Here is a 24358-nt window from a genome sequence, read left to right on the forward strand (position 1 = left end):
AAGTTGGGCTTTTTGTAAATTTTACAAAAAAACGACTTTAATAAATGGGGTAAAAATCCATTTTCTATTTTTTTTTGACTATATATATCAAACTAGAAAAATCTCCCGTTTTTGACGCTTTAAAATTAGAAATCGCTCCATAGATACCTCCAAAAAGCCAAAAAAGTTTATTTTTTTTGTATTTTTCGCTAAGTATAGAAATATAAAACGCATCAAGTAGGAGAGGTGCTATTTTTTTTATTTTAAGTTGTTCCTGTTGCATTAGTGTTTCCATTCCTTCTCTTGAGAAATGAAATAGGTGTCTAGGCACATCATAAGCCGCCCAAAAATCTTGGTATCTTTCGGCGTCGTAAGATTTATAATTGGGAACAGCAATAATGAGTGTTCCATCAGATTTCAATTTTTGCTTGAATAAATCTAGTATTTCTTTCTGATTTTCTATATGTTCGAAGACATGCCATAGACTTATAATGTCTAATGTATTATCTTCTATTTCGTTCAGAGAGTCTATAAATTTTGTTTTAAAACTTTTTTTCTTAGCGAAGTTTCTAGCTTTTTCGTTGGGTTCGTAGCCGTAAGTAATGTATTTATTTTCTAGGGATTTTATAAATTCACCTGCTCCACAACCGTAGTCTAAAATTTTACAGTTTTTAGAATTAGGAGCAGAAAGATTTTCCCTAACTATTTTAGCCTTGTATTTAATGTTGAAACTTTGTATAAATTTATAAACAAATTCCTTTAAACTACCACTGTCCTGATGATGGGAAATGTACTTATCACTCTCGTAATATTTGCCAATATTTTCAGGTACAGGCTCTGTTTTTAAGATACCATTAATGGAGGTTTCTTTAAGTTCAAAAATTTCTTGAGAAAGAAAATGGTCTTTTATCTTCATATAAATTCTAATAAAAACTCGTTGAATGTTTCACGTGAAACATTCAACGAGTGCAAATATTTATCTTCCTAAAAATATAAGTAACACATTGATGTCAGCAGGGGAAACGCCACTTATTCTAGAGGCTTGTGCTATGGTTTTAGGTTTTATACTATTGAGTTTTTGCTTAGCTTCGGCAGAAAGACTATTGATTTTTGTAAAGTCAAAATCTTCGGGGATTTTGATGTTTTCCAATCTGTGTAATTTGGCTACATTTTCTTTTTCTTTTTCTATGTAACCTCTGTATTTTATATTGATTTCTGCTTGTTCTCTTACCTCGTCCGAATAGTTTCTACTCGTATTTTTTATCTCTTCTATTTCTTCCAGAAGTTCCAATTTCATATTAGGTCTGGTAAGAATTTGTGAGGCACGGTAGGCTTGGTCTACAGGAGAAGATTCTATACTTTCGAGTATAGGGTTAATTTGTTTTGGTTTTAAGGAATAATCCTTTAAAAAGTCTTCTAATTCTTCGCTTTTCTTTATTTTGTCCTCAACTTTTTGTAGTCTTTCTTCTTTTGCAAGACCTAGTTTATAAGATTTTTCTGTTAAACGAATGTCGGCATTATCTTGTCTAAGTAACAATCTGTACTCTGCACGAGAAGTAAACATTCTATAAGGTTCCTCTGTGCCTTTGGTGATGAGGTCGTCGATGAGTACACCTATATAAGCCTCATCTCTGTTGAGAATAAAGGCTTCTTTTTCGTGTACTTTATTGTGAGCGTTGATACCTGCTATAAGCCCTTGTCCTGCGGCTTCTTCGTAACCAGTAGTTCCATTGATTTGCCCTGCGAAATAGAGGTTTTCTATGATTTTGGTTTCTAGGGTATGATTAAGCTGTGTAGGAGGGAAATAGTCGTATTCTATGGCATATCCTGGACGGAATACTTTTACATTCTCAAAGCCAGGAATGTGTTTCATTGCCTTTATTTGTATGTCTTCGGGTAGGGAAGAGCTGAATCCGTTTACATAGATTTCAATGGTTTTCCAACCTTCGGGTTCTACAAATAGTTGATGTCTGTTTCGTTCTGCAAAACGATTGATTTTATCTTCTATACTTGGGCAATATCTAGGTCCGAGGCTTTGGATAGTCCCGTTGAACATAGGGCTTCTGTCAAACCCTGAACGGAGTATATCGTGTACAATTTCGTTGGTATAAGTAATGTGGCAAGAGCGTTGTTTGGTAAGTCTTGGAGTGTCTAGATAGGAGAATTTTTGAGGATTTTCATCTCCGGGTTGTTCTTCCATTTTGGAGTAGTCTAGAGTTCTTCCGTCCACTCTAGGAGGAGTTCCTGTTTTCATTCTTCCTGCGGTAAATCCTAAATCTACAAGCTGCTCGGTAATGCCGAAGGCTTTTGGTTCGCCCATTCTTCCGCCGCCTAGTTGTTTGTCGCCAACGTGGATAAGTCCATTAAGGAATGTGCCATTGGTTAATACTACGGATTTTCCTTTTATCTCTATCCCTAGCGAAGTGATGACTCCCGCAACTTTGTTCCCTTCTATGATGAGTTGTTTTACCATATCTTGGAAGAAGTCTAGGTTAGGTGTGTTTTCTAGAGCTAATCTCCATTCTTCTGCGAAGAGCATACGGTCGTTTTGAGTTCTAGGCGACCACATGGCGGGTCCTTTGGATAGGTTGAGCATTTTGAATTGTATGGCAGATTTATCTGCTACAATACCACTATAGCCTCCCATAGCGTCTATTTCTCTTACGATTTGCCCTTTGGCGATACCTCCCATAGCTGGGTTGCAACTCATTTTGCCTATGGTTTCCATATTCATAGTAATAAGGAGTGTTTTGGAGCCTAGATTGGCTGCGGCTGCGGCTGCTTCGCAACCTGCGTGTCCTGCTCCTACTACTATAACGTCATATACTTCGTTTATCATTATATGTATTTGTTTCTTATCTAAATTTAAAATGTTTCACGTGAAACATTTTTTTTACAGTTTTTGTAACTAGCCCCGATGGCAGCGGATACCCCGCAGTGAAGCCGCGGAACGAAGTGGAGCGGCGAAGCGAGGAGTATGAGCGTACAGCGGGAAATAGCTTCTAAAAAAGACAATTATTTTAAAAATAGATTGATATAATGGTCTTCTTTGTTTCGCATTTCTTTGATGTCTTCTTCTGTTTTGTCTTTGTATCCGCAGAGATGCAGAACGCCGTGAGCTAATACTCTTAGGAATTCTGACTGATAGTCTTTGGATAGGGTAGAGGCATTGTCTGAAATGCGCGGCAAAGATACAAAAATATCGCCTGATATGGTGTTTCCCCTAACATAGTCGAAAGTAATAATATCAGTGTAATAATCGTGCTGTAAATGGTCTTGATTTATTTTGAGTAGATACTCGTCATCACAGAATATATAGTTTATCTTACCTAGCTTTTTGTGCTCTGATAAGATGATTTGCTCTAGCCATTTGCTGATGTCGGTAGATATACTAATGGGCTCTATTTCTTCAAAAAAGAATTGTATCATTTTTAATTAAGTTTTTTTAAAACCAATGTCCTAATACGACATTAAACATTCCTTTGTTTTTGTTTAGTGGATTGCTGTAATTTATTTTTATTTGCCCAAAGGGCGATTTGTATCCTGCCGTAATGCCTAAGCCTTTATGATTGATATTTAGCATATCTTTTAAATTGATTTCATTGAAAAGATTTGCCATACCGAAATGAGCGATAATGAAATAGTTTTTATGTATTTTAAACTGAAAATTATTGGTTGCAGTTAATAGGTTTGGGCTACTTGTATATCCGAAATAATACCCTTGCATTTGTGCAAAATTTCCTAGTTTTTGTCCAAAAAAACCACCTATACGATACTGATAGAAATGAGATAAATTATCGTAATTGGTAGTGAACCCTCCAAAAAGGCTTAAATTATAGGTAAGCCAACTGCTAATAGGAAAATTCATTCTAAGGTCAGCTTTAACTTGTATGGGCGTTATTTCTGAATTTTTCTCATTAAATAACTCTAATATTTTAGCTTCGGCATCTAGAAAGAAACCTCTAGTAGGGAAGTTTTTATCGTCTTGGGTATCACTCTTTATGAAAAAGTAAGGGTTAATAAAATTTTTTACCTCATTGATGTTAAGATTACTTGTTTTAAAATAATCATGGCTTAGACCTCCTCCAATAGCGTATCTATCTCTCCATATAGAATGTATGAAAACTTCGTTTCTTAACCATGTCCAATCTTCTGTAATAGTACCTTTATTATTTTTAAGGTTTAGTTTCATTCCTGATGAGGAAACTCCAAGCCCTGGTATATAGCCATTATCCATAAAGTAGTTAAAGTAATATCTAGGGCTATCTCCCACTACAACATCTAATGATACAGTAGAGTTGGGTAGTAGGAGTCTTCTGGCAGTGGCATTGATGAGTAGTCCGGTTTTAAATAACTCATCATAATGTAATCCAAACTTTAAGTAATATCTGCTTTGGTCTTCATCTACTGTAACTTGGAGTATATTTTTTCCATTACTTTGAATAATGTCATAGTTAATGAGATTATAGTTGTTGGTAGCGTATAGCTTATCTACCATTTTATTGATACTTCCGTAAGTTTGTGGTGAAGGTGTTTTTAAATTCATTTTACCTTGCAGGTATGAACGACTAAATATTTTATTGTTCTTTACTTCCAAACTATCTATTTTGTAAATATTAGAATAAACAGGGTTAGATACTACTCTTAGTTGGGTATGTTTTCGTTTGGGAAGTTTGGATAGTATATCAATGTATTTTTGAGCTTCTTCGTAGCCTAGTTTTAGTATTTTTTCTTTGTCTCCGTAGCTAGTGGCATTCATACCGTCTAGTTTTGGGTGTATGTTGATGTCAATGTATTGATATTGATTTTTAGTTTCATTCTGTATGCCAAAATCTATCACTTGGTTAAGGATACTAATGGCACTTTGCAAATCCTCTCTTTTAGCTAAACCTTGACTTAAATCTACTCCTATGATAATATCCATTCCTTTCTCTTTGAGAGGTTGTGCAGGGTAGTTGATGGTCATTGCTCCATCTATATAAAGGCTATCACCTATCTTAACAGGATCCATAAGCGAAGGGTAGGCAGAACTCGCCATAATAGCTTTAATTAAATCTCCTTTTTCAAAAATTTTCATCTTACCACTTTCAAGGTTTGTGGTAACACACATAAATGGGATAGGAAGTTGAGAAAAATTTTCTACATTAGAAACATTTTTGAATAAATCTTTAAGCATATAAATGTTCTTCTGTCCTGTAGAAATAGCCTTAGGGAGTACATTTATTTTACCATTTTTTATGGGGATATTCAGAAGGTATTTGTCTGTGGCTTTACTGAAAAAGGAAGTTTCTTTTCTATTTTTTTCGTTAGCGATGATGTCATAAAAATCAGTATTGGTAATAATTTTCTCAATGTCGTTTCCTGTATATCCAGAAGCATATAGTCCACCCACAATAGCCCCCATACTCGTCCCCGAAATATAATCTACCTTTACGCCTAAAGAATCTAACACCTTAAGAACCCCTACATGAGCAAAACCTTTGGCTCCGCCACCTGCTAAAACAAGCCCTATTTTTGGCTTTTTTGGGGTGTTTAGATTATCCTTTACTTGAGATTTGTAAGTAAAAAATGTAAGTAGTAAACTCAGCCATAATACTTTTTTCATAAGCATAAAGGTTATGTGTTAGATAATAAACCAATGAACAAATATAACAATATATCAACTAATAATAGAGGCAAAATAAAGTTTACTTGTTTTAAAACCGAATAATTAGAATTAACTTTGCCTTATGGAACATTATTTCTCGCCAGGAAAATTACTCATCACTTCCGAGTATGTTGTTTTAGACGGTGCTAAAGCTTTGGCATTACCAACCAAAATGGGGCAAGATTTGTGGGTAGAAGAAAAAAAGGATAACAATGCTAAAATCTTTTGGGAAACTTATCATCAAAACCAGTTATGGCTGTCTATAGAGATAGATTATCGTAAGTGGGAAATTATTTCTACCAACTTAAAACCTAATGCAGAATTTATATTAAAAGTATTAAGGTATCTGCAATCTATTTCGCTGGAAAAGTTTAAAAAAGGAGTTTCCTATCATATCAAAACTAATCTTCAGTTTCCTGCCAATTATGGTTTAGGGAGTAGCTCTACGCTTATGGCTAACTTAGCAAAATGGGCAAAAGCAGATGCTTTTCTTCTTAACGAGAAGACATTGGGAGGTAGTGGCTACGATGTGGCAGTAGCGTTAGAAGAACAATCTATATTGTACCAATTAAAGCCTTCTAGGGAGGTTGTGCCTGTGTATTTTTCACCTAAATTTAAAGACGATTTACTCTTTATACATTTAAACCAAAAGCAAGACAGTAGAGAAGGTATTGCTTTATATAAGGCAAGAGAAAAATCTAAAAAAGATGTAGCTTTTTTTTCAGAACTTACCGATGCAGTTCTAAATGCAGGTAGTTTAGAAGAATTTTCAAAACTGATGATAGCACACGAGCAAAAGCTTTCTGAATTTTTAGGGATACCTACGGTAAGAGAACTCTATTTTTCGGATTATCCAGGGTTCATAAAAAGTTTAGGAGCTTGGGGTGGAGATTTTATTATGGCTGAGAATTTTTCTGGGGCAAGGGCTTATTTTGAGGAACAAGGTTTCTCTAATATTTTTAAATTTTCGGATATAATTTTATGATAATCAGTAATTTGTTTTTAAGTTGTATTTTCTGACTAATATCATTATCTTTAACGCACCGTTCCTCTTACGGAATAAGTAAATTTGTGAACCGAAAAATAAAACCATAAATTATATATAATTAATATCACCTATGAAAAATTTAAAAATTATCCAAGAGTTGCACAATTTGGGGATTACAGGTTACCATGAAGTCGTGTATAATCCTAGTTACGAAGAACTGCATAAAGCAGAGGTTTCTGATAAGAACAAAGGCTTTGAAAAAGGAGCTCAAACAGAATCAGGAGCAGTAGCCGTTAAAACAGGAATTTTTACAGGGAGATCCCCTAAGGATAGATACATCGTATTAGATGATATTACTAAAGATACAATACACTGGGACGGTAATGTTAATAGACCTACTTCTCCAGAGGTTTTTGCACATTGTAAAGATTTAGTTCTTAAGCAGCTTTCTACATCTAAAAAACTTTATGTGGTAGATGCTTTCTGCGGAACTAACCCTGATACTAGACTTAAAGTAAGATTTGTAATGGAGGTGGCTTGGCAAGCACACTTTGTTACTAATATGTTTATCAGACCATCTGTTCACGAGCTGGAAAACTTTGGAGAACCTGATTTTGTTGTGATGAACGGTTCTAAAACTACTAACCCTGATTGGGAAAAACAAGGTCTAAACTCTGAAAATTTTGTGATGTTTAACCTTACAGAGAAAATCCAAATCATAGGAGGTACTTGGTACGGTGGAGAGATGAAAAAAGGTATGTTCGCGATGATGAACTACTACCTACCACTTAAAGGTATGGCATCTATGCACTGTTCTGCCAATGTAGGAGAAAAAGGAGATGTAGCATTATTCTTTGGTCTTTCAGGAACAGGTAAAACAACGCTTTCTGCAGACCCGAAAAGATACCTAATAGGTGATGATGAGCACGGTTGGGATAACAACGGAGTATTCAACTACGAAGGTGGTTGCTACGCTAAAGTTATCGACCTTACAGAAGAAAAAGAACCAGACATCTTTAGAGCAATTAAGAGAGATGCATTGCTAGAAAATGTTGTGGTAAATGAATACGGTGAGATAGATTACAAAGACGGTTCTATTACAGAAAATACTAGAGTTTCTTACCCTATCTATCATATCAATAAGATAGTGCTTCCTTCTAAAGCAGGACACGCTAGTAAGATTATTTATCTATCTGCTGATGCCTTTGGAGTATTGCCTCCAGTATCTATACTTTCAGAAGACCAAGCGCAATATCACTTCTTGTGTGGATATACTTCTAAATTAGCAGGAACAGAGAGAGGTATTACAGAGCCTACACCTTCGTTCTCGCCAGCGTTTGGAGAAGCATTCCTTACTTTACACCCAACGATGTATTCTAAAACATTGATTAGCAAAATGAAAGAACATGGTGCTAAAGCTTATTTAGTAAACACTGGGTGGAATGGTACAGGTAAGAGAATTTCATTAAAAGATACAAGAGCTATTATTGATGCTATTTTAGATGGTTCCATAGATAATGCGCCTAAGAGTGTAGTTCCTGTAATGAATTTAGAAATTCCTACTTCGTTACCTAATGTTTCTGAAGGTATCCTAGACCCAAGAGATACTTACGCTACACCAGCAGAATGGGAAGAAAAAGCAAAATCTCTAGCAGCTAAGTATATTAAGAATTTTGAACAATATACAGATACTGAAGAAGGTAAGAGATTAGTAGCGGCAGGACCTCAGTTATAAATTTTTACTAGAAATATTTTGAGTGAGAATAGAGTGGTTAATCTAATTGACCACTCTATTTTCTTGTTATTAAAATATCAATAGTCAATTATGATATGTTAAAGTTTGTTAATACACATTGTAATAAGAAATCTCTAATTACCTTTGCTCACTAAAATGAAAAAGTATTTAGCCCTTTTATTAGTAGTTTTGATTACTTTATTTTCTTCTTGGAAAATAGAGGCAAACTCTATGAAGCTACCAATTGGTAAAGAGGTAGGTACAACATTGGCTAAATTTTCTAAAAAACATACACCTCTTATTGAGAAAGATTTATCTGAGGATACATCTAGTTTAATAGCTTCTTTAAACGAGATAGATGAAGACTTTAATACTATTTCTAGTACTATTAAGGAAGTTATTTTTTATTTCATACTCTCTATAGCTCTCTTTAAGGTAGCTAAAATACTGTACAGAGATACCTCTGTTTTTTCTTATCTAAAGGTAAAACGCTATATTTTCATTCGTTCTATTAGAATTTGATTTGTTTTTTATTGTAAAAATTATTGTGTATTTCCGTATTTATTGATATACGGGACCCACCCTTTTCCTATCAAACAAAAGTTTGATGAGAATCATAATTTTCTAATAACTTAACAAATTAACGAAATGAATAAAATCACACTTTTATCAGTACTAATAATTTTAAATCTATCCTCTTGCAAATCAGAAGATAAAGATAAAAAAGAGGAGATGCCTGTTTATCCTATAACCCAACCTCTAAAAATGGATACTAATATATCCAAAGATTTTGTAGCCCAAATACAATCCCAAAAAAATATAGAAGTAAGAGCTCAAGGGAAGGGTTTTTTGGATAAAATCTATGTGGACGAAGGTCAGTATGTAAAAGCAGGACAAGTTCTGTTCAGAATAATGCCACAAGTCTATGAAGCTGAACTCATGAAAACAAGGGCTGAAGTAGAACAAGCTAGAATAGAATATCAAAACGCAAGTATTTTGGCAGGGAATAATATTGTTTCCAAAAATGAAAAAGCTTTGGCTAAAGCTAAACTAGATGCGGCTAGTGCAGAAATGAGAATGGCTCAGTTACATTTGTCTTTTACCACTATTAGAGCCCCGTTTTCTGGTATTATCAATAGAATTCCTCTCAAATTAGGAAGTCTTATAGAAGAAGGAGATTTGTTAACAAGTCTTTCAGATAATACCAATGTCTACGCCTATTTTAATGTCTCTGAACCAGAATATTTGAGTTATCAAACCAATGCTGATGAGAGAAGCAAGCAGCAAGTAACTCTAGTTATGGCAAATGGTCAAGAGCACCCAGAGAAAGGTTTTATCCAAAATATAGAAGGAGAGTTTAATAATGAAACAGGTAATATAGCCTTCCGTGCCAAGTTTCCTAACTCAGATTTGCTTTTAAGAAATGGACAAACAGGAAAAGTAAGAATGGAGATTCCAGTGAAAAACGCACTTATTATTCCACAAAAAGCAACCTATGAAATTCAGGATCAGAAATATGTTTTTGTTGTAGATAAAAATGGTAAAGTAGAATCTAGAAATATTAAAGTTACTTATTCTTTACCAGATATTTATGTGGTGAGTTCAGGGCTTTCTGTAGGTGACAAAATATTATTAGAAGGAGTACAAAAGGTAAGGGATAATGATGTTGTAAAAACTCAGTTCCAGAACCCTAAAGAGGTATTAAAAACTCTAAAACTTAATGCCAACTAAAATATTAAGCTATGTTTAAAACATTCATAAAGAGACCTGTACTATCAATAGTAATTTCTCTTATTATAGTATTTTTGGGGGTATTATCTCTATTAAGTTTACCTATTACCCAATTTCCGTCTATCTCGCCACCTAAAGTAAATATTACGGCAGAGTATCCAGGGGCTAATAATGAACTTTTGGTAAAATCAGTGGTAATCCCTTTAGAACAAGCTCTAAATGGGGTGCAAGGTATGAAATACATTACCTCTGATGCAGGGAATGATGGGGTAGCCTCCATACAAGTAGTTTTTAATTTGGGTACAGACCCTAACTTAGCTGCTGTAAATGTGCAGAATAGGGTTTCTTCAGCCATTAACAAATTGCCTCCTTTGGTGGTACGAGAAGGGGTTAAAATTACGAGAGAAGAACCTAACATGCTGATGTATGTTAACCTCTATAGTGATGACCCTAAAGCCGACCAAAAGTTTTTATTCAACTATGCAGATATTAACATTCTACCAGAATTAAGAAGGGTTAATGGTGTTGGTTTTGCTGATATACTTGGAACCAGAGAGTATGCGATGCGTATTTGGTTAAAACCTGATAGGCTTACTGCATATAATATTTCTACTGATGAGGTGATGGAAGCGCTTAGTTCTCAAAGTTTAGAAGCTTCTCCAGGTAGAACAGGGGAAAGTTCTGGGAAGCGTTCACAAGCATTTGAGTATGTACTAAAGTATCCTGGGCGTTTTGATAATGAAAAAGACTATGGTAATATCATTGTAAAAGCAAATTCTAATGGAGAGTTTGTGAGATTGAAAGATGTAGCAGATGTAGAATTCGGAAGTTCAATGTATGATATTTACTCTACTCTTAATGGTAAACCTTCTGCAGCGATTACAATTAAGCAATCTTACGGTTCTAATGCCAGTGAGGTAATTAAAAATGTAAAAACACTGTTAGAAGAACTCAATAAGACCTCTTTCCCTAAAGGAATGCATTATGAGATAAGTTATGATGTTTCTCGTTTCTTAGACGCATCTATGGAGAAGGTAGTTCATACCTTATTCGAAGCCTTTGTATTAGTAGGGATAGTTGTTTTTATCTTTTTGGGTGATTGGCGTTCTACACTTATACCTGCTTTGGCAGTGCCAGTGTCTTTAATAGGTGCTTTTGCGGTAATGTCCTCCTTTGGGATAACGGTAAATATGATTACCCTTTTTGCATTGGTGATGGCGATAGGTGTGGTAGTAGATGATGCCATTGTTGTTATAGAAGCTGTACACGCAAAGATGGAAGAAAAGCACTTATCACCACTGGAAGCTACGCAAGAAGCAATGGGAGAAATAAGTGGAGCTATTATAGCAATTACTTTGGTTATGGCAGCGGTATTTATTCCTGTGGCGTTTATGAGTGGTCCTGTAGGAGTATTTTATCGACAGTTTTCTATCACTATGGCATCGTCTATTATACTTTCTGGGATAGTGGCTCTTACACTTACGCCGGCATTATGTGCTTTAATTCTTAAAAATAATCATGGTAAAGAAAGAAAGAAGACGCCTATCAATAGATTTATAGATGGATTTAATAGAGTATTTGCCAAAGGAACAAAAAGATATGAAACCCTTTTGTATAAGACTGTAAGTAAAAAATGGATTACATTAGGCGGATTATCAGTATTTTGTTTTCTTGTATATTTTCTTAATAATGGACTTCCGTCAGGATTTATACCTAACGAAGACCAAGGAATGATTTATGCCATTGTGCAAACACCTCCAGGCTCTACCATAGAAAGAACCAATCAACAGGCTCTAAAAATACAGAAAATAGCAGAGGGAATAGAAGGGGTAAAATCTGTATCATCATTAGCTGGATACGAAATTTTATCAGAAGGTACAGGAGCTAACTCAGGAACTTGTTTAATCAACCTTAAAAATTGGGACGAAAGAGATAAATCTGCTACCGAAATTATAGAAGAACTAGAGGAGAAATGTAAAGACATAGGAGGCTCTAATATTGAGTTTTTCCAACCACCATCTATACCAGGTTATGGTGCAGCAGGAGGATTTGAATTGAGATTGCTGGATAAAACAGGAAGTAACGATTATGCTAAAATGGAAGAGGTCAGTCGTAACTTTGTAAAGGAGCTAAGTAAGAGACCAGAACTTGCGTCTGTATTTACATTTTACTCTGCTAGTTTTCCACAATATATGTTGAAAGTAGATAATGATATTGCAGAACAAAAAGGGGTAAGTATAGGTAGTGCGATGAATAACCTTTCCACTTTAATAGGTTCTAACTACGAAACAGGATTTATCCGTTTTGGTAAGCCATACAAGGTTATTGTTCAGGCTGCACCTCAGTACAGAGCTTTACCTCAAGATATTATGAATCTTTATGTTAAAAATGATAAAGAGGAAATGGTACCTTATTCAGATTTTATGCATATGGAGAAAGTTTATGGTATGAGTGAAATTACTAGACATAATATGTATAATTCTGCACAAATAAGTGGTTATCCTTCGGAAGGTTACAGTAGTGGGCAAGCCATAGAGGCTATAAAAGAAACAGCAGATAAAACCCTGCCTAGAGGCTATGGGATAGATTGGGCTGGGATATCCAAAGATGAGGTAGGTAGGGGCAACGAGGCGGTTTACATATTTCTAATTTGTTTAGGATTTGTATATCTTATATTATCAGCACAGTATGAAAGTTTTATTCTTCCGTTACCTGTAATATTGTGCTTACCAGCGGGTATTTTTGGAGCGTTTTTATTCCTTAAACTTTTTGGTTTAGAAAATAATATCTATGCACAAGTTGCCTTAGTAATGTTGATAGGTTTATTGGGTAAAAATGCAGTACTTATAGTAGAATATGCAGTGCAGAGAAAAAATGAAGGAGCTACAATATTGAAAGCGGCTATAGAAGGAGCTGTAACACGTTTTCGTCCTATTTTAATGACATCTTTTGCATTTATTGCGGGGCTTATTCCTTTAGCTTTGGCAACAGGTCCAGGAGCAATTGGTAATAGAACGATAGGAACTGCAGCGGCAGGAGGTATGTTTATTGGGACAATATTTGGCGTAGTACTTATCCCTGGCTTATATCTTATTTTTGGTAAAATAGCAAGAAAAAATGAGTTGGCAGAATATGAAGACCTTAATCCATTAACAGAAGAAATTGAAGATGAAAACTAAACTAAAATATATATCATTGGTAGTCGGTAGCTTAGTGCTAGTTAATTGTAAAGCGCCAACAACATTACAAGTAAAAGATAATGTAAAAGAGACTCTACCAGAAAGTTATACAAAAGATGAAGTTTCTAATAAAAGTACAGGGACTCCACCTTGGAGAGAATTTTTTACGGATCCTCATTTAGTTTCTTTAATAGAAACGGCTCTTAATAACAATCAAGAGTTATTAATTACATTACAAGAGATAGAAAAAGCCAAAAGTAGTGTAATGTATAGAAACGGAAGATTGCTTCCCTCAGTTTCTGTGGAGGCGGCTGCTGGTGTTAAAAAAGTAGGGCGTTACACTAGTGAAGGTGCAGGAGATGCATCTACACAAATGGAAGAAGGAAAGCCAATTCCAGACCCATTGGGTAATTTTGGAATAGGTTTACAAGCAGATTGGGAGGTGGATATTTGGAATAAGCTCAGAACAGAAAAAAAATCTGCAATAGCTCACTATTTAGCTACAGTAGACGGTAAGAATTTTGTGCTTTCAAGTTTGATAGCAGAAGTGGCACAAAGCTATTATGAACTTTTAGCTTTGGATAGTCAATACTCTTATCTTAAAAAATATATTGAGCTTCAAAGAAAAGCCTTGGAGGTTTCTAAAATTCAAAAACAGGCGGCTGCAACTACAGAATTATCAGTTAAAAAATTTGAAGCTGAGTTAGCAAAATCATCGGCAAATTTATATACAGTTCAGCAAAGTATTTTAGAGAAAGAAAATGACATCAATTTGTTACTAGGAAGATTCTATCAACCTATTCCTCGTTCAAGTGCAGAATTTTTGGATATCGTACCACAGTCTATTAAAACAGGTATTCCTTCGGAGTTACTAGCTAATAGACCAGATGTTAAACAAGCAGAGCTAGAGTTAGAGGCTGCTAAGTTAGATGTAGAAGCTGCTAGAAAAGAGTTTTATCCTTCTTTAAATATTACTTTTGGAGCTGGTTTAGAGTCTTTTAAACCAAGTTACTTCACTCATTTTCCAGAGTCTTTAGCTTATAATATAGTGGGAGATTTGGTTGGACCACTAATTAACAAATCAGCGATAAAAGCAAAATTTAATACGGCAAATGCGTCTCAACTACAGGCTTTGTATGAATATAATAAAACGCTCATCAAAGCCTATATGGAAGTTTCTAATAATTTGAACAAAATTAAAAATTACCAACAATACTTTGACTTAAAACACACTCAAAGCAAAGATTTAGACGAGGCGATAGGGATTTCAAACCTTCTGTTTACTAATGCTAGGGCAGACTATATGGAGGTTTTGATGACACAAAGAGATGCCTTAGATGCCAAAATGGAACTTATAGAAGCTAAAAATACACAGCTAAATGCAACGGTATACCTCTATAAAAGTTTGGGAGGTGGATGGAAATAAGGCTTAATATTTTTACTTATCTTTGCGGTATAAAATTTAGGCTATGGCACTTATAAAATCTATCTCAGGAATTAGAGGTACAATTGGCGGAAAAGTAGATGAAAACTTAACGCCGCTAGATGTCGTAAAGTTCACTTCCGCTTTTGGAACTTGGCTTCAGAATACCAAACAGAAGAAAGACTTAACCTTAGTCTTAGGTCGAGATGCTAGAATTTCTGGAGGTATGGTATCCTCTTTAGTTACAGCCACTTTACAAGGGTTGGGGATTCATGTTATAGATTTAGGACTTTCTACTACGCCTACGGTAGAGGTTATGGTGCCAGAGTTGAATGCAGATGGAGGTATCATTCTTACGGCTTCCCATAATCCAAAACAATGGAATGCCCTTAAATTACTTAATGAAAAAGGAGAGTTCATTAGTGGTAAAGATGGATCTGAGGTACTTTCGATAGCAGAAAGAGAAGATTTTAATTATGCTGATGTGGATAGTTTAGGAAGCTATGAAACTCGTGATGATGCTTTTGATATTCACATCAAAAAAATATTAGCACTACCAATGGTAGATGCACAAGCAGTTAAAGCTAAGAAGTTTAAAGTAGTTTTAGATGCCGTTAATTCTACGGGAGGAATAGCTATTCCGCTTCTTTTAGAGGCGTTGGGTTGCGAAGTTGTAAAACTCTATTGTGAACCTAATGGGCATTTTCCTCATAATCCAGAACCTTTGAAAGAACACCTTACCGATATATGTGAATTGGTGAAAAAAGAAGGAGCAGATTTAGGAATTGTAGTTGACCCCGATGTAGATAGATTGGCTCTTATAGATGAGAAAGGAGAAATGTTTGGAGAAGAATACACGCTAGTAGCCGTGGCAGACTATCTTTTAAGAAAGAAAAAAGGAGCAGCTATTTCTAACCTTTCTTCTAGTCGTGCATTGAGAGATGTGGCTCAAAGTTTAGGGTCTTCTTATTTTGCGAGTGCTGTAGGAGAGGTTAATGTAGTTACTTTGATGAAAGAGAAAAATGCCGTAATAGGTGGAGAAGGTAACGGCGGAATAATCTATCCAAATTTACATTATGGTAGAGATTCTTTGGTAGGAGTAGCTTTATTTTTAACTCACTTAGCTAAAGAGAACAAAACAGTGTCTGAGCTTAGACAAACCTATCCTGCCTATTTTATGGGTAAAAAGAAGATAGAACTTACACCAGATATCAATGTAGATGCTCTTTTGGAACAAATGACAGAGCGTTACAAAAACGAAGAAATATCCACTGTAGATGGTGTTAAAATAGATTTTCCTAATAATTGGGTACACTTAAGAAAATCTAATACAGAGCCTATCATTAGAATCTATACAGAAGCTCAATCTCAACAAGAAGCAGATGAACTAGCTGATAGAATTATAGAGGAGATTAAGGGTTTGATATAAAGAAGATTAAATAAAGTTAAATTATCTATTGGTTTAGCATTCTTTTTGATAAGGAAAACAACAAAGTTTTAAATTAATTTGGAAGAGTTTTTTGAAAATGAACTGGCAAAGCAGTTCGAAGAAATGATAGAAAATAACGAGGAACGCTACTTCGATACGGATGATTTGGAGGAAATCATCATCCACTATTTGGAGTTGGGTGATACTACCTATGCCGAACTTGCCGTTAATTTTGCATTAAAACTTCATCCTAATTCATTAGATATTAAAACTAAAAAACTAGAAGTTCTTTTAGAATTACAGCAGTATAGAGAAGCTAAAGAGCTTATTAACGAGCTAAGGGAGGCATCTTTAGAAAATACAGATTTTCTAGTTTGTTGTGCTAAATATTATTCTAATCTAGGTAATCCTAGAAGGGCGATAGATTACTGTCTTAAGGCTTTAACGCTAAATGAAGAGGAGAATTTTCTGCATAATTTCATCGCTGATGAATATGTGAATTTAGAGGATCCTTCTAATGCTTTAATACATTATAAAAAAGCTCTTAATCACGACCCTTATGATGACTATGCTTTAGAAAATGTAATAATTTGTTTTTACAAGCTAAATAAAAATGATGATGCTATAAAATTCCTTAACCATTACATAGAAGAATTTCCTTTTTCGGAGACGGCTTGGTTTGAGTATGGTCAGTTTTATTTCAATAGAAAAAACTACGAAGAAGCCATACGAGGATTTGATTATTTTTTAGCCATTAACTCTAATTCTGTTGGGGTTTATGCCAATAAGGCTGCCTGTTATGAGGCGATGCAAGAGTGGGATAAAGCAGTGGAGGTATATGAAGAAATGCTAGAGTTAGAATATACTAAGGCGTATACTTACTACAAAATAGGCTTGTGTCATAAGGAAAATAAAAAGCCTTTACTAGCTTTAAAATCCTTTCAGAAATCTTTAGTAGAAGATCCTCAGTTTTATCTTTCTATGATGGAGCAATCTTTCTTATATGAAGAGATGGGGCAGATGAAAGAGGCTCTTCACTTCGCTAAAGAGGCAACGGCTCTTAATGATACCAATGTAGATTATCAGAAAAGGTTGGCGTTTTTGTATATAGATTCGGAGCTTTTTGAAGAAAGTTTGCCATGTTTAGAAAAAATGGTAGAGGCAGAACCTAATAGATTTTATAATTGGTATGCCTATACCGAAGTGCTGATGTTGGTAGGACAGTATAATAAAGCCTTAGAAACCTTACAAAAAGCCATTTCTTTGCACAAAGATAGAGCCGAATTTTACTATCAAATGAGTAATGTGCTGTTTAATCTTGGTAAAGAGGAAGATGCTAGGGAGTATCTAGCTACTGCATTAGTGATGGAGCCTAGTTTAGCACAAGATATGTTACAGAAATACCCTTTTATCCGAGATGAGGTAAAAAGGGTAAAAGCCAATAAGAAAGAAAGCTAGAGGCTCTTTCTTATTGGTTTTAGTAGTTCTTCTAATCCATTGATTTTAATTTCGTAAACGGTGGATAGTTGCATTCCTAGTTTATTTTTAGGGAAACCTCCATTTCTCATAAACCACTCTAAATAGGCTACGGGAAGGTCTGCCAAGATGTAGTTCTTATATTTACCAAAAGGCATTTTAGTAAGGCAGATTTCTTTTAGAATTTCAGGATTCATTGGTGGTAGTTTCAGTATTTTTATTTTCTGTGGTAGCTATGCCCGCTAGAGCTTCTTCATCGGAAGCAATAACTACATTATCCTCATCAGAAAATTCATCTCTATATATTTGTATTAGAAGTAAAGTTACAGAGACTAAAATTGGTCCAAACACTAATCCCATAAACCCAAAAAGATTCATTCCTAAGATGATGCCAAACACCGTATTAAGGGGGTGTATATCTTCTAATTTTTTGAGCAATGTGAATCTTAGTACATTATCTATAAGTCCTACTACAACAAGACAATAGATAGCCAATCCTACACCCGAAACAGTGTCGCCTTCAGCAATCATAAACAGAGCTACAGGAACATAAATAAGAGCACCACCAACAATAGGTATCATAGAAGCAATGGTGGTAAGAGCAAATAAAAGTATAACGCTAGGAGCTCCAAAGATAAGATAACCTACCAATGCCGCAAGACCTTGCCCAAAAGCCACAACAGGAATTCCTATGGCGTTGGCAATAATCATTTTTCTTATTTTTTCGCTGATGAGGTTAATGTTGGTTCTTTTAAGAGGAGCTGCATTGGTTAAAATACGCTCAAAAATCCTAGGCTTTACCAGCATAAAATAGAGAAGGAAGTAGGTAGATACAATAATCGTAACGGTATTAAGTGTGCTACTAAGAATAGTAGTAGATAATTGCCCTGCCGTTTCTTTTACCTTATCTAGATTTTCTTTACTTAGAATATCTATTTGTATTTCAGAAAGAATATAAGAGTGTATTTTGTCTAAAAAATCATTAAACCGCCCCATATAGGCTTGGGCATTGCCTAATTTTTCTATGAGAGTATCTATTAAAAAATAGAGAGGTAAAATAAGGATAACCACCGTAGCTAGCATAATAACCAAGGCAGAAACCCAAGGTTTCCAATTCTTTTTTTCTATGAGATAAAGGTTGTATTTTCTTGAGATTACATAAAGTGTTATAGCACCTAATAAAGAAGGTAGGAACATTGCTAGCTGATAGGCCATCAATAAAAATAATGTCACGATGATGATGATGAGGGCTATTTGCTTAATTTTAGTATTGCTTATAGCTTCACTGTGTTTGTTGTTGTTATCCATTGTATTTTAATAATATATTTAATTATGATTGATGTATTACTTTAATTTTAAATATCTGCTTATATAGGGTATAAATTATTGCATTCCAAAATGGGAAGGTTAGTAAGCCTCCTATACCTAATGCGAGAAAACCTGCGTAGCTGAATATAAATGCAACTAAAACTCCTACAAATATAGTAGTAAAATTAGCTTTCAAAGCCATAAAATTAAGATGAGTACTAGTAAAAATACCTACCCTTAGAAAATACATAAGAGGAGCCGCAAATAGTGTAAGAAATACCCAAAGTATAGGTAAAGGTTGAAGCATTCCTGCATAAGAATAAATCATAGACCAAAATAAATGATAGCCAAAAAATCTAAAGAAAAAATAGCCATTATAGCCAACAGTTAAATCTGATGTGGAAGGTATTTCTCCTAAATCAATCTTTTTATAAATTTCGTAAAAACCTATATTCAAAGGATATAATAATGATTTTACGATTATTATGGAAAATACGAAATACTGGAAAGAAGTATTTTCCATCAGTTCTGCTAGAGTTTGGGAAATTATAGTGTAATTTCCAGAAAATAACTTTCGGAAAGATTCTATCTCGGTCTCCAAACCAAAGTACTTGAAAAGTCCAACAGCGAAAGTCATCAGTAGCCCAAAATACAAAACAGAAAATAGTATTTGGAAGCCTATGGTTTTTTGCCAATAGCCAAAAGCGTCCTGTAAAATCTGGCTGATGTTATTCACTTTATTAAACTCTGGACTAGAACTCATACAATTTATTTTGCACAAAAATAAGCATTCTTTATTTTTGCCAAATGTTTTCTACAGAAAATCAGTTCACTTTAATGGATAAACTCTCTTTGGAGGGTGTTCCGTTTCTTTTCATCATAGATTTTATGATGACTAAAATAGAGGTGTTTACTTTAGAAAATTTGGAACAATCAGAGCTTAAAGTAGATTTTCCAAACTTTAAAATAAACTCAACTCCCGACATTCCAAAGCCTCATCGTTACGATTGGGAAGTATTTCCAGAAACGAAAGAAGAGTATCTTAAAGGTTTTCGTATAGTACAGAAACATCTAAAAAAAGGAAATTCCTATTTAACTAATTACACTAGAAAGACCCAGATAAAAACCAATCTTTCTTTAGAAGAAATTTTCTATTTCTCTAATGCCAAATACAAAATACTTTATCCCAATCAGTTTGTTTGTTTTTCTCCTGAAACTTTTGTGGAGATAAAGAATAATAAAATAGCCACTCATCCAATGAAAGGAACGATAGACGCTTCCTTAGAAAACGCTGCAGAGATTTTGAAAAACGATGTTAAAGAAAAGGCGGAGCATTACACGGTGGTAGATTTACTTAGAAATGATTTAAGTCAAGTAGCAGATAATGTTGAAGTTAAAGACTTTCAGCGAATTGATTTTATTAAAACTCAACAGCGAGATTTATACGCAATGAGTTCCGAGATAGAAGGTGTGCTAAAACCTCAATTTAGAAATAAAATAGGAAGTTTAATGCATAAATTGCTTCCAGCGGGCTCTATACTAGGAGCTCCAAAGCCTAAAACAAGAGCAATTATATTAGAGGCAGAAGGTTACAATAGAGGTTTCTATACAGGTGTCTGTGGTTGGTTTGATGGGAAGGATTTGGACTCTTGCGTGATGATAAGATTTATAGAAGCGGAAGGAGAAACTTTATTTTTTAAGAGTGGCGGAGGTATTACTCACTTAAGCAATCCCGATGATGAGTATCAAGAAATGAAAAACAAAATTTATGTGCCAATTTATTGAAAGCATTTGTTGGGAACACGGTAAATTCTACCTAGTTGAATTACACCAAGAAAGAGTGGATAGTTCTTTTCAGAGGTTTAACAGAAGCTCGGTTATTGATTTGAGAGAAATTCTTAGAAGTGTAGAGATTAGAACTCCACAGAAACATAAAATAAGAGTGGTCTATGATTTAGAAGGATATTATGAGGTAGAAGCTCTTCCATATCAACCGCCTAAACTTAGCTCTTTTGAAATAGTAGAAGCTCCCGAAATAGATTATAGTCTTAAATATAAAGATAGGAGTAGTTTAAATCAATTAAAGGAAAACTCTAATGCTTCGGAGGTGATTATTACTCAAAATGGACATATTACAGATACTACTTTTTCCAATCTTATTTTTCTTAAAAATGGGGAATGGTTTACTCCAAAATCTTACTTGTTGAATGGTATTCAGAGACAGAATTTGCTTCAAAAAAAACAGATTAAAGAGGTAGAAATAACTTTAGATAATCTATTAGAATACTCTTATTTTAAAATAATTAATGCTATGAATTGTTTTGAAATATCCCCTATGTTTTCAATAGATTTAATAAAATAAAGCCTTGTAAATCTTGTTTAAAAGACTTCAAGGCGGATTTATTTTTTGAATAGAGATAGAAACAAAGCTCCCATTATTCCTCCATAGAGTATACTGTTGATAGGCTTAGAGGTAATAGCACAAGTTCCAGTGCTACAGCCTACAAACTTCCAATATAGATAACCACTTACGGCACCTATTATTGCTCCTATAATGCTTAGTTTATGCTTTTTAATAAAATCTATCATTTTTACTCCACTGGGTCGCTCATTCTACCAATGGCACAGCTTACAAAAGATTTGGCTTTCTTTAGTATAGTATTATTTCCTTTTTCAGGATAGCCTAAACTAGACAATTTATCAACAAGAGAAGCACGGTCTATTGCTCCCGTAACTGTAACCGTTTCGGTATCTTTATCTATGGTAATAGTTTCTATGTTTTCTATTTTAAGAATGGCTTTTTTAATACTGTTCATACAGCCACCGCATTTTATGTTTTCTACTTCTATGTTGTGGGTTGTTGTGTTGTTTGACATCGCTTTATTTTTTTATTAGGTTAATAAATAATTCCAAATCGGTCTTAGGAGAGATGCTATTATAGCAAGGTTCTAAAGTTTTTAATTTTAAAAATCTTAAGCAAAGATAGGATTTTAATGATTATAAATTTATTAAATGGACTTTTTTCTCTACGGAAATCCTTTTTAAATCATTTAAAAAAAATTTTTATTTTCGTCAAAATAAAAATTATAGTAGGTATTCTTAAATTAAAAAGTAAAATGAAAAAGAAACTAATAACGCCGTGTGTATTATTTGTAAGTACATTTGGTTTTACACAAGAACTCAAGACAGATTCTGTTGCAAAAGCTAAGGAAATTCAAGAAGTTATTATTAAATCTCAACGCAAGAAGCAGTATAATGACCACGCTGCCTATACCTTTGATAAAGCAGCTCTGGAGAAAGCTAATAATGCTAAGGATTTGTTGGTAACACTTCCAGAGTTGGTACACGACCCTGTAAGTAATTCTACCCAAAGTATCCGTGGTGGGAAAACCTTGTTCCTCATCAATGGTATAGAAGCTACTGAAGCCCAAATAAGGAGTGTTGCCCCAACTAATGTGGTACGAGTGGAGTACTATGATATTCCTCCTGCTCGTTGGGCAAACCGTGCCGATGTGGTTGTAAATATGATTACTAGAAATCCAGAATTAGGCTACTCTTACGGGGCAGACATTACTTCCGCTCTTACTACGGGTTTCTTGAACGGAATGGTCTATGCCAATTATACCAAAGGTAAAAATGATTTTGGACTAGAGTATAATCTGAATGTTAGGGAGTATAATAACAGACGGACAAAAAAGCTACGAAATTATAGCATCAATGGTGTAGATTATTCTTCGGAGGGCTTAGGAAGAGATGCTTTTGGTTATACAAACCAAGATATAGCCTTGCGTTATACCCGTGTAGAACCAGAGAAATACACTTTCCAAGCTAAGTTTAATATCAATCCATTTACTTATCACAATCAAGGAGAGACCTCTAATATATTTATTCAAGGTGGTGTGGTAAATAGGCATCAAGCGGTGGAGCATTCTAATCAAAAATATACTAATCCAACTTTAGACCTCTATTATTCTAGAAATTTGGGTGCAAAAGATGAGTTGATAGTCAATTTTGTGGGCTCTCATTACAAGACGAACTCTACAAAGTATAATAGAGAATGGAATGTAGCTACCAATGCTGAAGTTTTCCTCAATGAAATGAAACTGAATGCCTCACAAACAGGAATTGTAGGAGAGATTGCCCATAGCCATCAGTTTGAAAAGGGTAAATTAACAAGTGGTTACCGTTTAACCAATACTAATGTGGATAATCAACTTAATAATATACTAGGAGCTTCTCAATTTGAAGTAAACTATTTGGAACAGTACTTTTATACAGAGTATAATGGGAAATGGGATAAATTCAGCTATCGTTTGGGTATAGGTGCTAATAATATACAGAATAAAACAGCCACTAATTTTACTAATGATTGGGCATTAACGCCAAAGTTGGTTCTGTCTTATGCGTTAGGCAAACAGGCGTTCCGTTTTTCTAGTAGTTATAAAAATGCGAACCCAGATGGAGAAATGATGAGCCCTAACTTGGTGCAGAGTGCACCTAACTTATTCCATTCGGGAAATCCTGACTTAAAGCCTCAAAGGCAGTTTAATAACCAACTGAATTATTCCTTTAACACTAATTATTTTGATTTGAATACTAAAGCATTTTATAATGTTGTCAAAGGGTATTTTGCTTCTGTTTATAAAGAAAATACAGCACTCAATGGCTATGTTCTTAACTATCAAAACGCACCGTATTACAGAGAGGCAGGTCTTGGGATTACAGGTTCTATTAAGCCCTTTGCTAGTGATTTGTTGGTGATACATTTGTATTTTCAGCCTACTTCTATGCTAATGGAAACACAGGAAGGGCACAAGGCAAAGGTAAGTTATGTACGGAATAATTTCACACTCACTTCTAAGTATAAACAATGGAGTTTGTTTTATCAATTTAATGTTCCTGTGTATAGTATCAGTGGTTCTTTTCTTAGCAAAAACGAGAATTCTAACCATTTTTCCTTGTCTTATCAGTTAGGAAATTGGAAATTATCCACAGGAATGTATTTTATGGGAATGCCTGCACAATATGAAACGAAAGCATTAGATTTTAGCCCAGTACAGAGCGAGGCTAAAACCCAGATTTTTGATAATAAAAATATGTTTGTGCTAGGAGCGTCTTATGATTTTTCTTTAGGGAAGAAACTACAAATACAAAAGAAACTGGATAATCAGACTAGTGGAGCGGTAACTTTCTAGAGAGGGCGATAGAATGCTTTAAAGTTAGGGTAGCGAAGTTGGTTTTGCTGCCCTAATTTTTGTTGGGGGTTTCTTGTTCCGCTGAAATGCGTGAGGTGTGCTGTAATGATGGCGATTTTTGGGTGTTTCAATGCGGTGTATTAAATTATTCTCAAAAAAATGAGTTCCTACTGTTCATTCTTCTATTCCTACGGGCTGTTTTTGTGTTCCTACAGACTGTTTTGAGAGGTTTTTGGTTTGAGTACCACTCTGAATTTGTTGTATTAGA

Annotated in this window: 21 protein-coding genes; 11 read left to right on the top strand and 10 right to left on the bottom strand. The window is 34.6% G+C overall.

Translation table 11 applies throughout. The features are described 5' to 3' along the window. Window positions 1–64 precede the first annotated feature (64 nt). The 4 genes from RA0C_RS06530 to RA0C_RS06545 form a co-directional block, all read right to left on the bottom strand. Window positions 65–895, bottom strand: coding sequence for a class I SAM-dependent methyltransferase (locus RA0C_RS06530; RefSeq protein WP_004920430.1), 831 nt, complete (start codon window positions 893–895; stop codon window positions 65–67). A 60-nt stretch (window positions 896–955) separates the two neighbouring features. After that, window positions 956–2818 carry a tRNA uridine-5-carboxymethylaminomethyl(34) synthesis enzyme MnmG gene (gene mnmG, locus RA0C_RS06535; RefSeq protein ID WP_004920431.1) on the bottom strand — a complete coding sequence of 621 codons (1863 nt, stop codon included), beginning with the start codon at window positions 2816–2818 and terminating at the stop codon, window positions 956–958. A 176-nt stretch (window positions 2819–2994) separates the two neighbouring features. Continuing rightward, the gene (gene ybeY / locus RA0C_RS06540; protein ID WP_004920434.1) at window positions 2995–3408 is read right to left on the bottom strand and encodes an rRNA maturation RNase YbeY; all 414 of its coding nucleotides are present in this window, start codon (window positions 3406–3408) and stop codon (window positions 2995–2997) included. 16 nt (window positions 3409–3424) lie between these two features. Then, window positions 3425–5590 carry a patatin-like phospholipase family protein gene (locus RA0C_RS06545; RefSeq protein ID WP_013446986.1) on the bottom strand — a complete coding sequence of 722 codons (2166 nt, stop codon included), beginning with the start codon at window positions 5588–5590 and terminating at the stop codon, window positions 3425–3427. Window positions 5591–5708: 118 nt separating this feature from the next. Here RA0C_RS06545 and RA0C_RS06550 point away from each other — a divergent pair, with 118 nt between their 5' ends. The 8 genes from RA0C_RS06550 (at window position 5709) to RA0C_RS06585 (ending at window position 17569) form a co-directional block, all read left to right on the top strand. Beyond that, complete coding sequence (locus RA0C_RS06550) at window positions 5709–6611, top strand: GYDIA family GHMP kinase (RefSeq protein ID WP_013446987.1); 903 nt, start codon at window positions 5709–5711, stop codon at window positions 6609–6611. Window positions 6612–6744: 133 nt separating this feature from the next. Continuing rightward, window positions 6745–8349, top strand: coding sequence for a phosphoenolpyruvate carboxykinase (ATP) (gene pckA, locus RA0C_RS06555; RefSeq protein WP_004920444.1), 1605 nt, complete (start codon window positions 6745–6747; stop codon window positions 8347–8349). 156 nt (window positions 8350–8505) lie between these two features. Then, window positions 8506–8871: a hypothetical protein gene (locus tag RA0C_RS06560; RefSeq protein ID WP_004920445.1), complete on the top strand. Its 366-nt coding sequence runs from the start codon at window positions 8506–8508 to the stop codon at window positions 8869–8871. A gap of 126 nt (window positions 8872–8997) precedes the next feature. Then, window positions 8998–10080: an efflux RND transporter periplasmic adaptor subunit gene (locus tag RA0C_RS06565; protein WP_004920449.1), complete on the top strand. Its 1083-nt coding sequence runs from the start codon at window positions 8998–9000 to the stop codon at window positions 10078–10080. Window positions 10081–10091: 11 nt separating this feature from the next. Then, window positions 10092–13259, top strand: coding sequence for an efflux RND transporter permease subunit (locus RA0C_RS06570; RefSeq protein WP_013446988.1), 3168 nt, complete (start codon window positions 10092–10094; stop codon window positions 13257–13259). Beyond that, window positions 13249–14685, top strand: a complete 1437-nt coding sequence (locus tag RA0C_RS06575; RefSeq protein WP_013446989.1) for a TolC family protein — start codon at window positions 13249–13251, stop codon at window positions 14683–14685. The genes RA0C_RS06570 and RA0C_RS06575 overlap by 11 nt, the downstream gene beginning before the upstream one ends. A 43-nt stretch (window positions 14686–14728) precedes the next feature. Then, entirely contained in the window at window positions 14729–16111 is a 1383-nt protein-coding gene (gene glmM, locus RA0C_RS06580) for a phosphoglucosamine mutase (protein WP_013446990.1), read from the top strand. 78 nt (window positions 16112–16189) lie between these two features. Beyond that, window positions 16190–17569, top strand: coding sequence for a tetratricopeptide repeat protein (locus RA0C_RS06585; RefSeq protein ID WP_013446991.1), 1380 nt, complete (start codon window positions 16190–16192; stop codon window positions 17567–17569). Here RA0C_RS06585 and RA0C_RS06590 read toward each other — a convergent pair. Genes RA0C_RS06590 through RA0C_RS06600 form a run of 3 tightly spaced genes read right to left on the bottom strand, consistent with a single transcriptional unit; the run spans window position 17566 to window position 19658 of the window. Next, window positions 17566–17784 carry a DUF3820 family protein gene (locus RA0C_RS06590; protein ID WP_004920464.1) on the bottom strand — a complete coding sequence of 73 codons (219 nt, stop codon included), beginning with the start codon at window positions 17782–17784 and terminating at the stop codon, window positions 17566–17568. The two genes, RA0C_RS06585 and RA0C_RS06590, sit on opposite strands and share 4 nt — an antisense overlap. Beyond that, window positions 17774–18895, bottom strand: coding sequence for an AI-2E family transporter (locus RA0C_RS06595; protein ID WP_004920469.1), 1122 nt, complete (start codon window positions 18893–18895; stop codon window positions 17774–17776). The genes RA0C_RS06590 and RA0C_RS06595 overlap by 11 nt, the downstream gene beginning before the upstream one ends. A 22-nt stretch (window positions 18896–18917) precedes the next feature. After that, window positions 18918–19658, bottom strand: a complete 741-nt coding sequence (locus RA0C_RS06600; RefSeq protein WP_004920472.1) for a hypothetical protein — start codon at window positions 19656–19658, stop codon at window positions 18918–18920. 44 nt (window positions 19659–19702) lie between these two features. On the opposite strand from RA0C_RS06600, the gene RA0C_RS06605 reads away from it, so the two are divergent. Together RA0C_RS06605 and RA0C_RS06610 are read left to right on the top strand one after the other, a co-directional pair. Then, window positions 19703–20680 carry an aminodeoxychorismate synthase component I gene (locus RA0C_RS06605; RefSeq protein ID WP_004920475.1) on the top strand — a complete coding sequence of 326 codons (978 nt, stop codon included), beginning with the start codon at window positions 19703–19705 and terminating at the stop codon, window positions 20678–20680. Then, entirely contained in the window at window positions 20664–21257 is a 594-nt protein-coding gene (locus tag RA0C_RS06610; RefSeq protein ID WP_004920479.1) for an aminotransferase class IV, read from the top strand. Before RA0C_RS06605 ends, RA0C_RS06610 begins: the two co-directional genes overlap by 17 nt. A 38-nt stretch (window positions 21258–21295) precedes the next feature. On the opposite strand, the gene RA0C_RS06615 is transcribed toward RA0C_RS06610, so the two are convergent. Both RA0C_RS06615 and RA0C_RS06620 read right to left on the bottom strand, forming a co-directional pair. Further along, the gene (locus tag RA0C_RS06615) at window positions 21296–21484 is read right to left on the bottom strand and encodes a DUF6132 family protein (RefSeq protein ID WP_004920480.1); all 189 of its coding nucleotides are present in this window, start codon (window positions 21482–21484) and stop codon (window positions 21296–21298) included. A 2-nt stretch (window positions 21485–21486) separates the two neighbouring features. Then, entirely contained in the window at window positions 21487–21771 is a 285-nt protein-coding gene (locus tag RA0C_RS06620; RefSeq protein ID WP_004920483.1) for a heavy-metal-associated domain-containing protein, read from the bottom strand. 117 nt (window positions 21772–21888) lie between these two features. Here RA0C_RS06620 and RA0C_RS06625 point away from each other — a divergent pair, with 117 nt between their 5' ends. Next, window positions 21889–24090, top strand: coding sequence for a TonB-dependent receptor plug domain-containing protein (locus tag RA0C_RS06625; protein WP_004920485.1), 2202 nt, complete (start codon window positions 21889–21891; stop codon window positions 24088–24090). Here RA0C_RS06625 and RA0C_RS10620 read toward each other — a convergent pair. Further along, the gene (locus RA0C_RS10620) at window positions 24087–24221 is read right to left on the bottom strand and encodes a hypothetical protein (RefSeq protein WP_015345381.1); all 135 of its coding nucleotides are present in this window, start codon (window positions 24219–24221) and stop codon (window positions 24087–24089) included. The two genes, RA0C_RS06625 and RA0C_RS10620, sit on opposite strands and share 4 nt — an antisense overlap. Between the last annotated feature and the right edge of the window lie 137 nt (window positions 24222–24358).

This window comes from Riemerella anatipestifer ATCC 11845 = DSM 15868 (assembly GCF_000252855.1).
Classification (GTDB): Bacteria; Bacteroidota; Bacteroidia; order Flavobacteriales; family Weeksellaceae; genus Riemerella; species Riemerella anatipestifera.

Bases quoted from the DNA above. Each gene is read 5' to 3' on its own strand.
- RA0C_RS06530 (WP_004920430.1), bottom strand. From the start codon at position 895: ATGAAGATAAAAGACCATTTTCTTTCTCAAGAAATTTTTGAACTTAAA.
- mnmG (WP_004920431.1), bottom strand. From the start codon at position 2,818: ATGATAAACGAAGTATATGACGTTATAGTAGTAGGAGCAGGACACGCA.
- ybeY (WP_004920434.1), bottom strand. From the start codon at position 3,408: ATGATACAATTCTTTTTTGAAGAAATAGAGCCCATTAGTATATCTACC.
- RA0C_RS06545 (WP_013446986.1), bottom strand. From the start codon at position 5,590: ATGCTTATGAAAAAAGTATTATGGCTGAGTTTACTACTTACATTTTTT.
- RA0C_RS06550 (WP_013446987.1), top strand. From the start codon at position 5,709: ATGGAACATTATTTCTCGCCAGGAAAATTACTCATCACTTCCGAGTAT.
- pckA (WP_004920444.1), top strand. From the start codon at position 6,745: ATGAAAAATTTAAAAATTATCCAAGAGTTGCACAATTTGGGGATTACA.
- RA0C_RS06560 (WP_004920445.1), top strand. From the start codon at position 8,506: ATGAAAAAGTATTTAGCCCTTTTATTAGTAGTTTTGATTACTTTATTT.
- RA0C_RS06565 (WP_004920449.1), top strand. From the start codon at position 8,998: ATGAATAAAATCACACTTTTATCAGTACTAATAATTTTAAATCTATCC.
- RA0C_RS06570 (WP_013446988.1), top strand. From the start codon at position 10,092: ATGTTTAAAACATTCATAAAGAGACCTGTACTATCAATAGTAATTTCT.
- RA0C_RS06575 (WP_013446989.1), top strand. From the start codon at position 13,249: ATGAAAACTAAACTAAAATATATATCATTGGTAGTCGGTAGCTTAGTG.
- glmM (WP_013446990.1), top strand. From the start codon at position 14,729: ATGGCACTTATAAAATCTATCTCAGGAATTAGAGGTACAATTGGCGGA.
- RA0C_RS06590 (WP_004920464.1), bottom strand. From the start codon at position 17,784: ATGAATCCTGAAATTCTAAAAGAAATCTGCCTTACTAAAATGCCTTTT.
- RA0C_RS06595 (WP_004920469.1), bottom strand. From the start codon at position 18,895: ATGGATAACAACAACAAACACAGTGAAGCTATAAGCAATACTAAAATT.
- RA0C_RS06600 (WP_004920472.1), bottom strand. From the start codon at position 19,658: ATGAGTTCTAGTCCAGAGTTTAATAAAGTGAATAACATCAGCCAGATT.
- RA0C_RS06605 (WP_004920475.1), top strand. From the start codon at position 19,703: ATGTTTTCTACAGAAAATCAGTTCACTTTAATGGATAAACTCTCTTTG.
- RA0C_RS06610 (WP_004920479.1), top strand. From the start codon at position 20,664: ATGTGCCAATTTATTGAAAGCATTTGTTGGGAACACGGTAAATTCTAC.
- RA0C_RS06615 (WP_004920480.1), bottom strand. From the start codon at position 21,484: ATGATAGATTTTATTAAAAAGCATAAACTAAGCATTATAGGAGCAATA.
- RA0C_RS06620 (WP_004920483.1), bottom strand. From the start codon at position 21,771: ATGTCAAACAACACAACAACCCACAACATAGAAGTAGAAAACATAAAA.
- RA0C_RS06625 (WP_004920485.1), top strand. From the start codon at position 21,889: ATGATTATAAATTTATTAAATGGACTTTTTTCTCTACGGAAATCCTTT.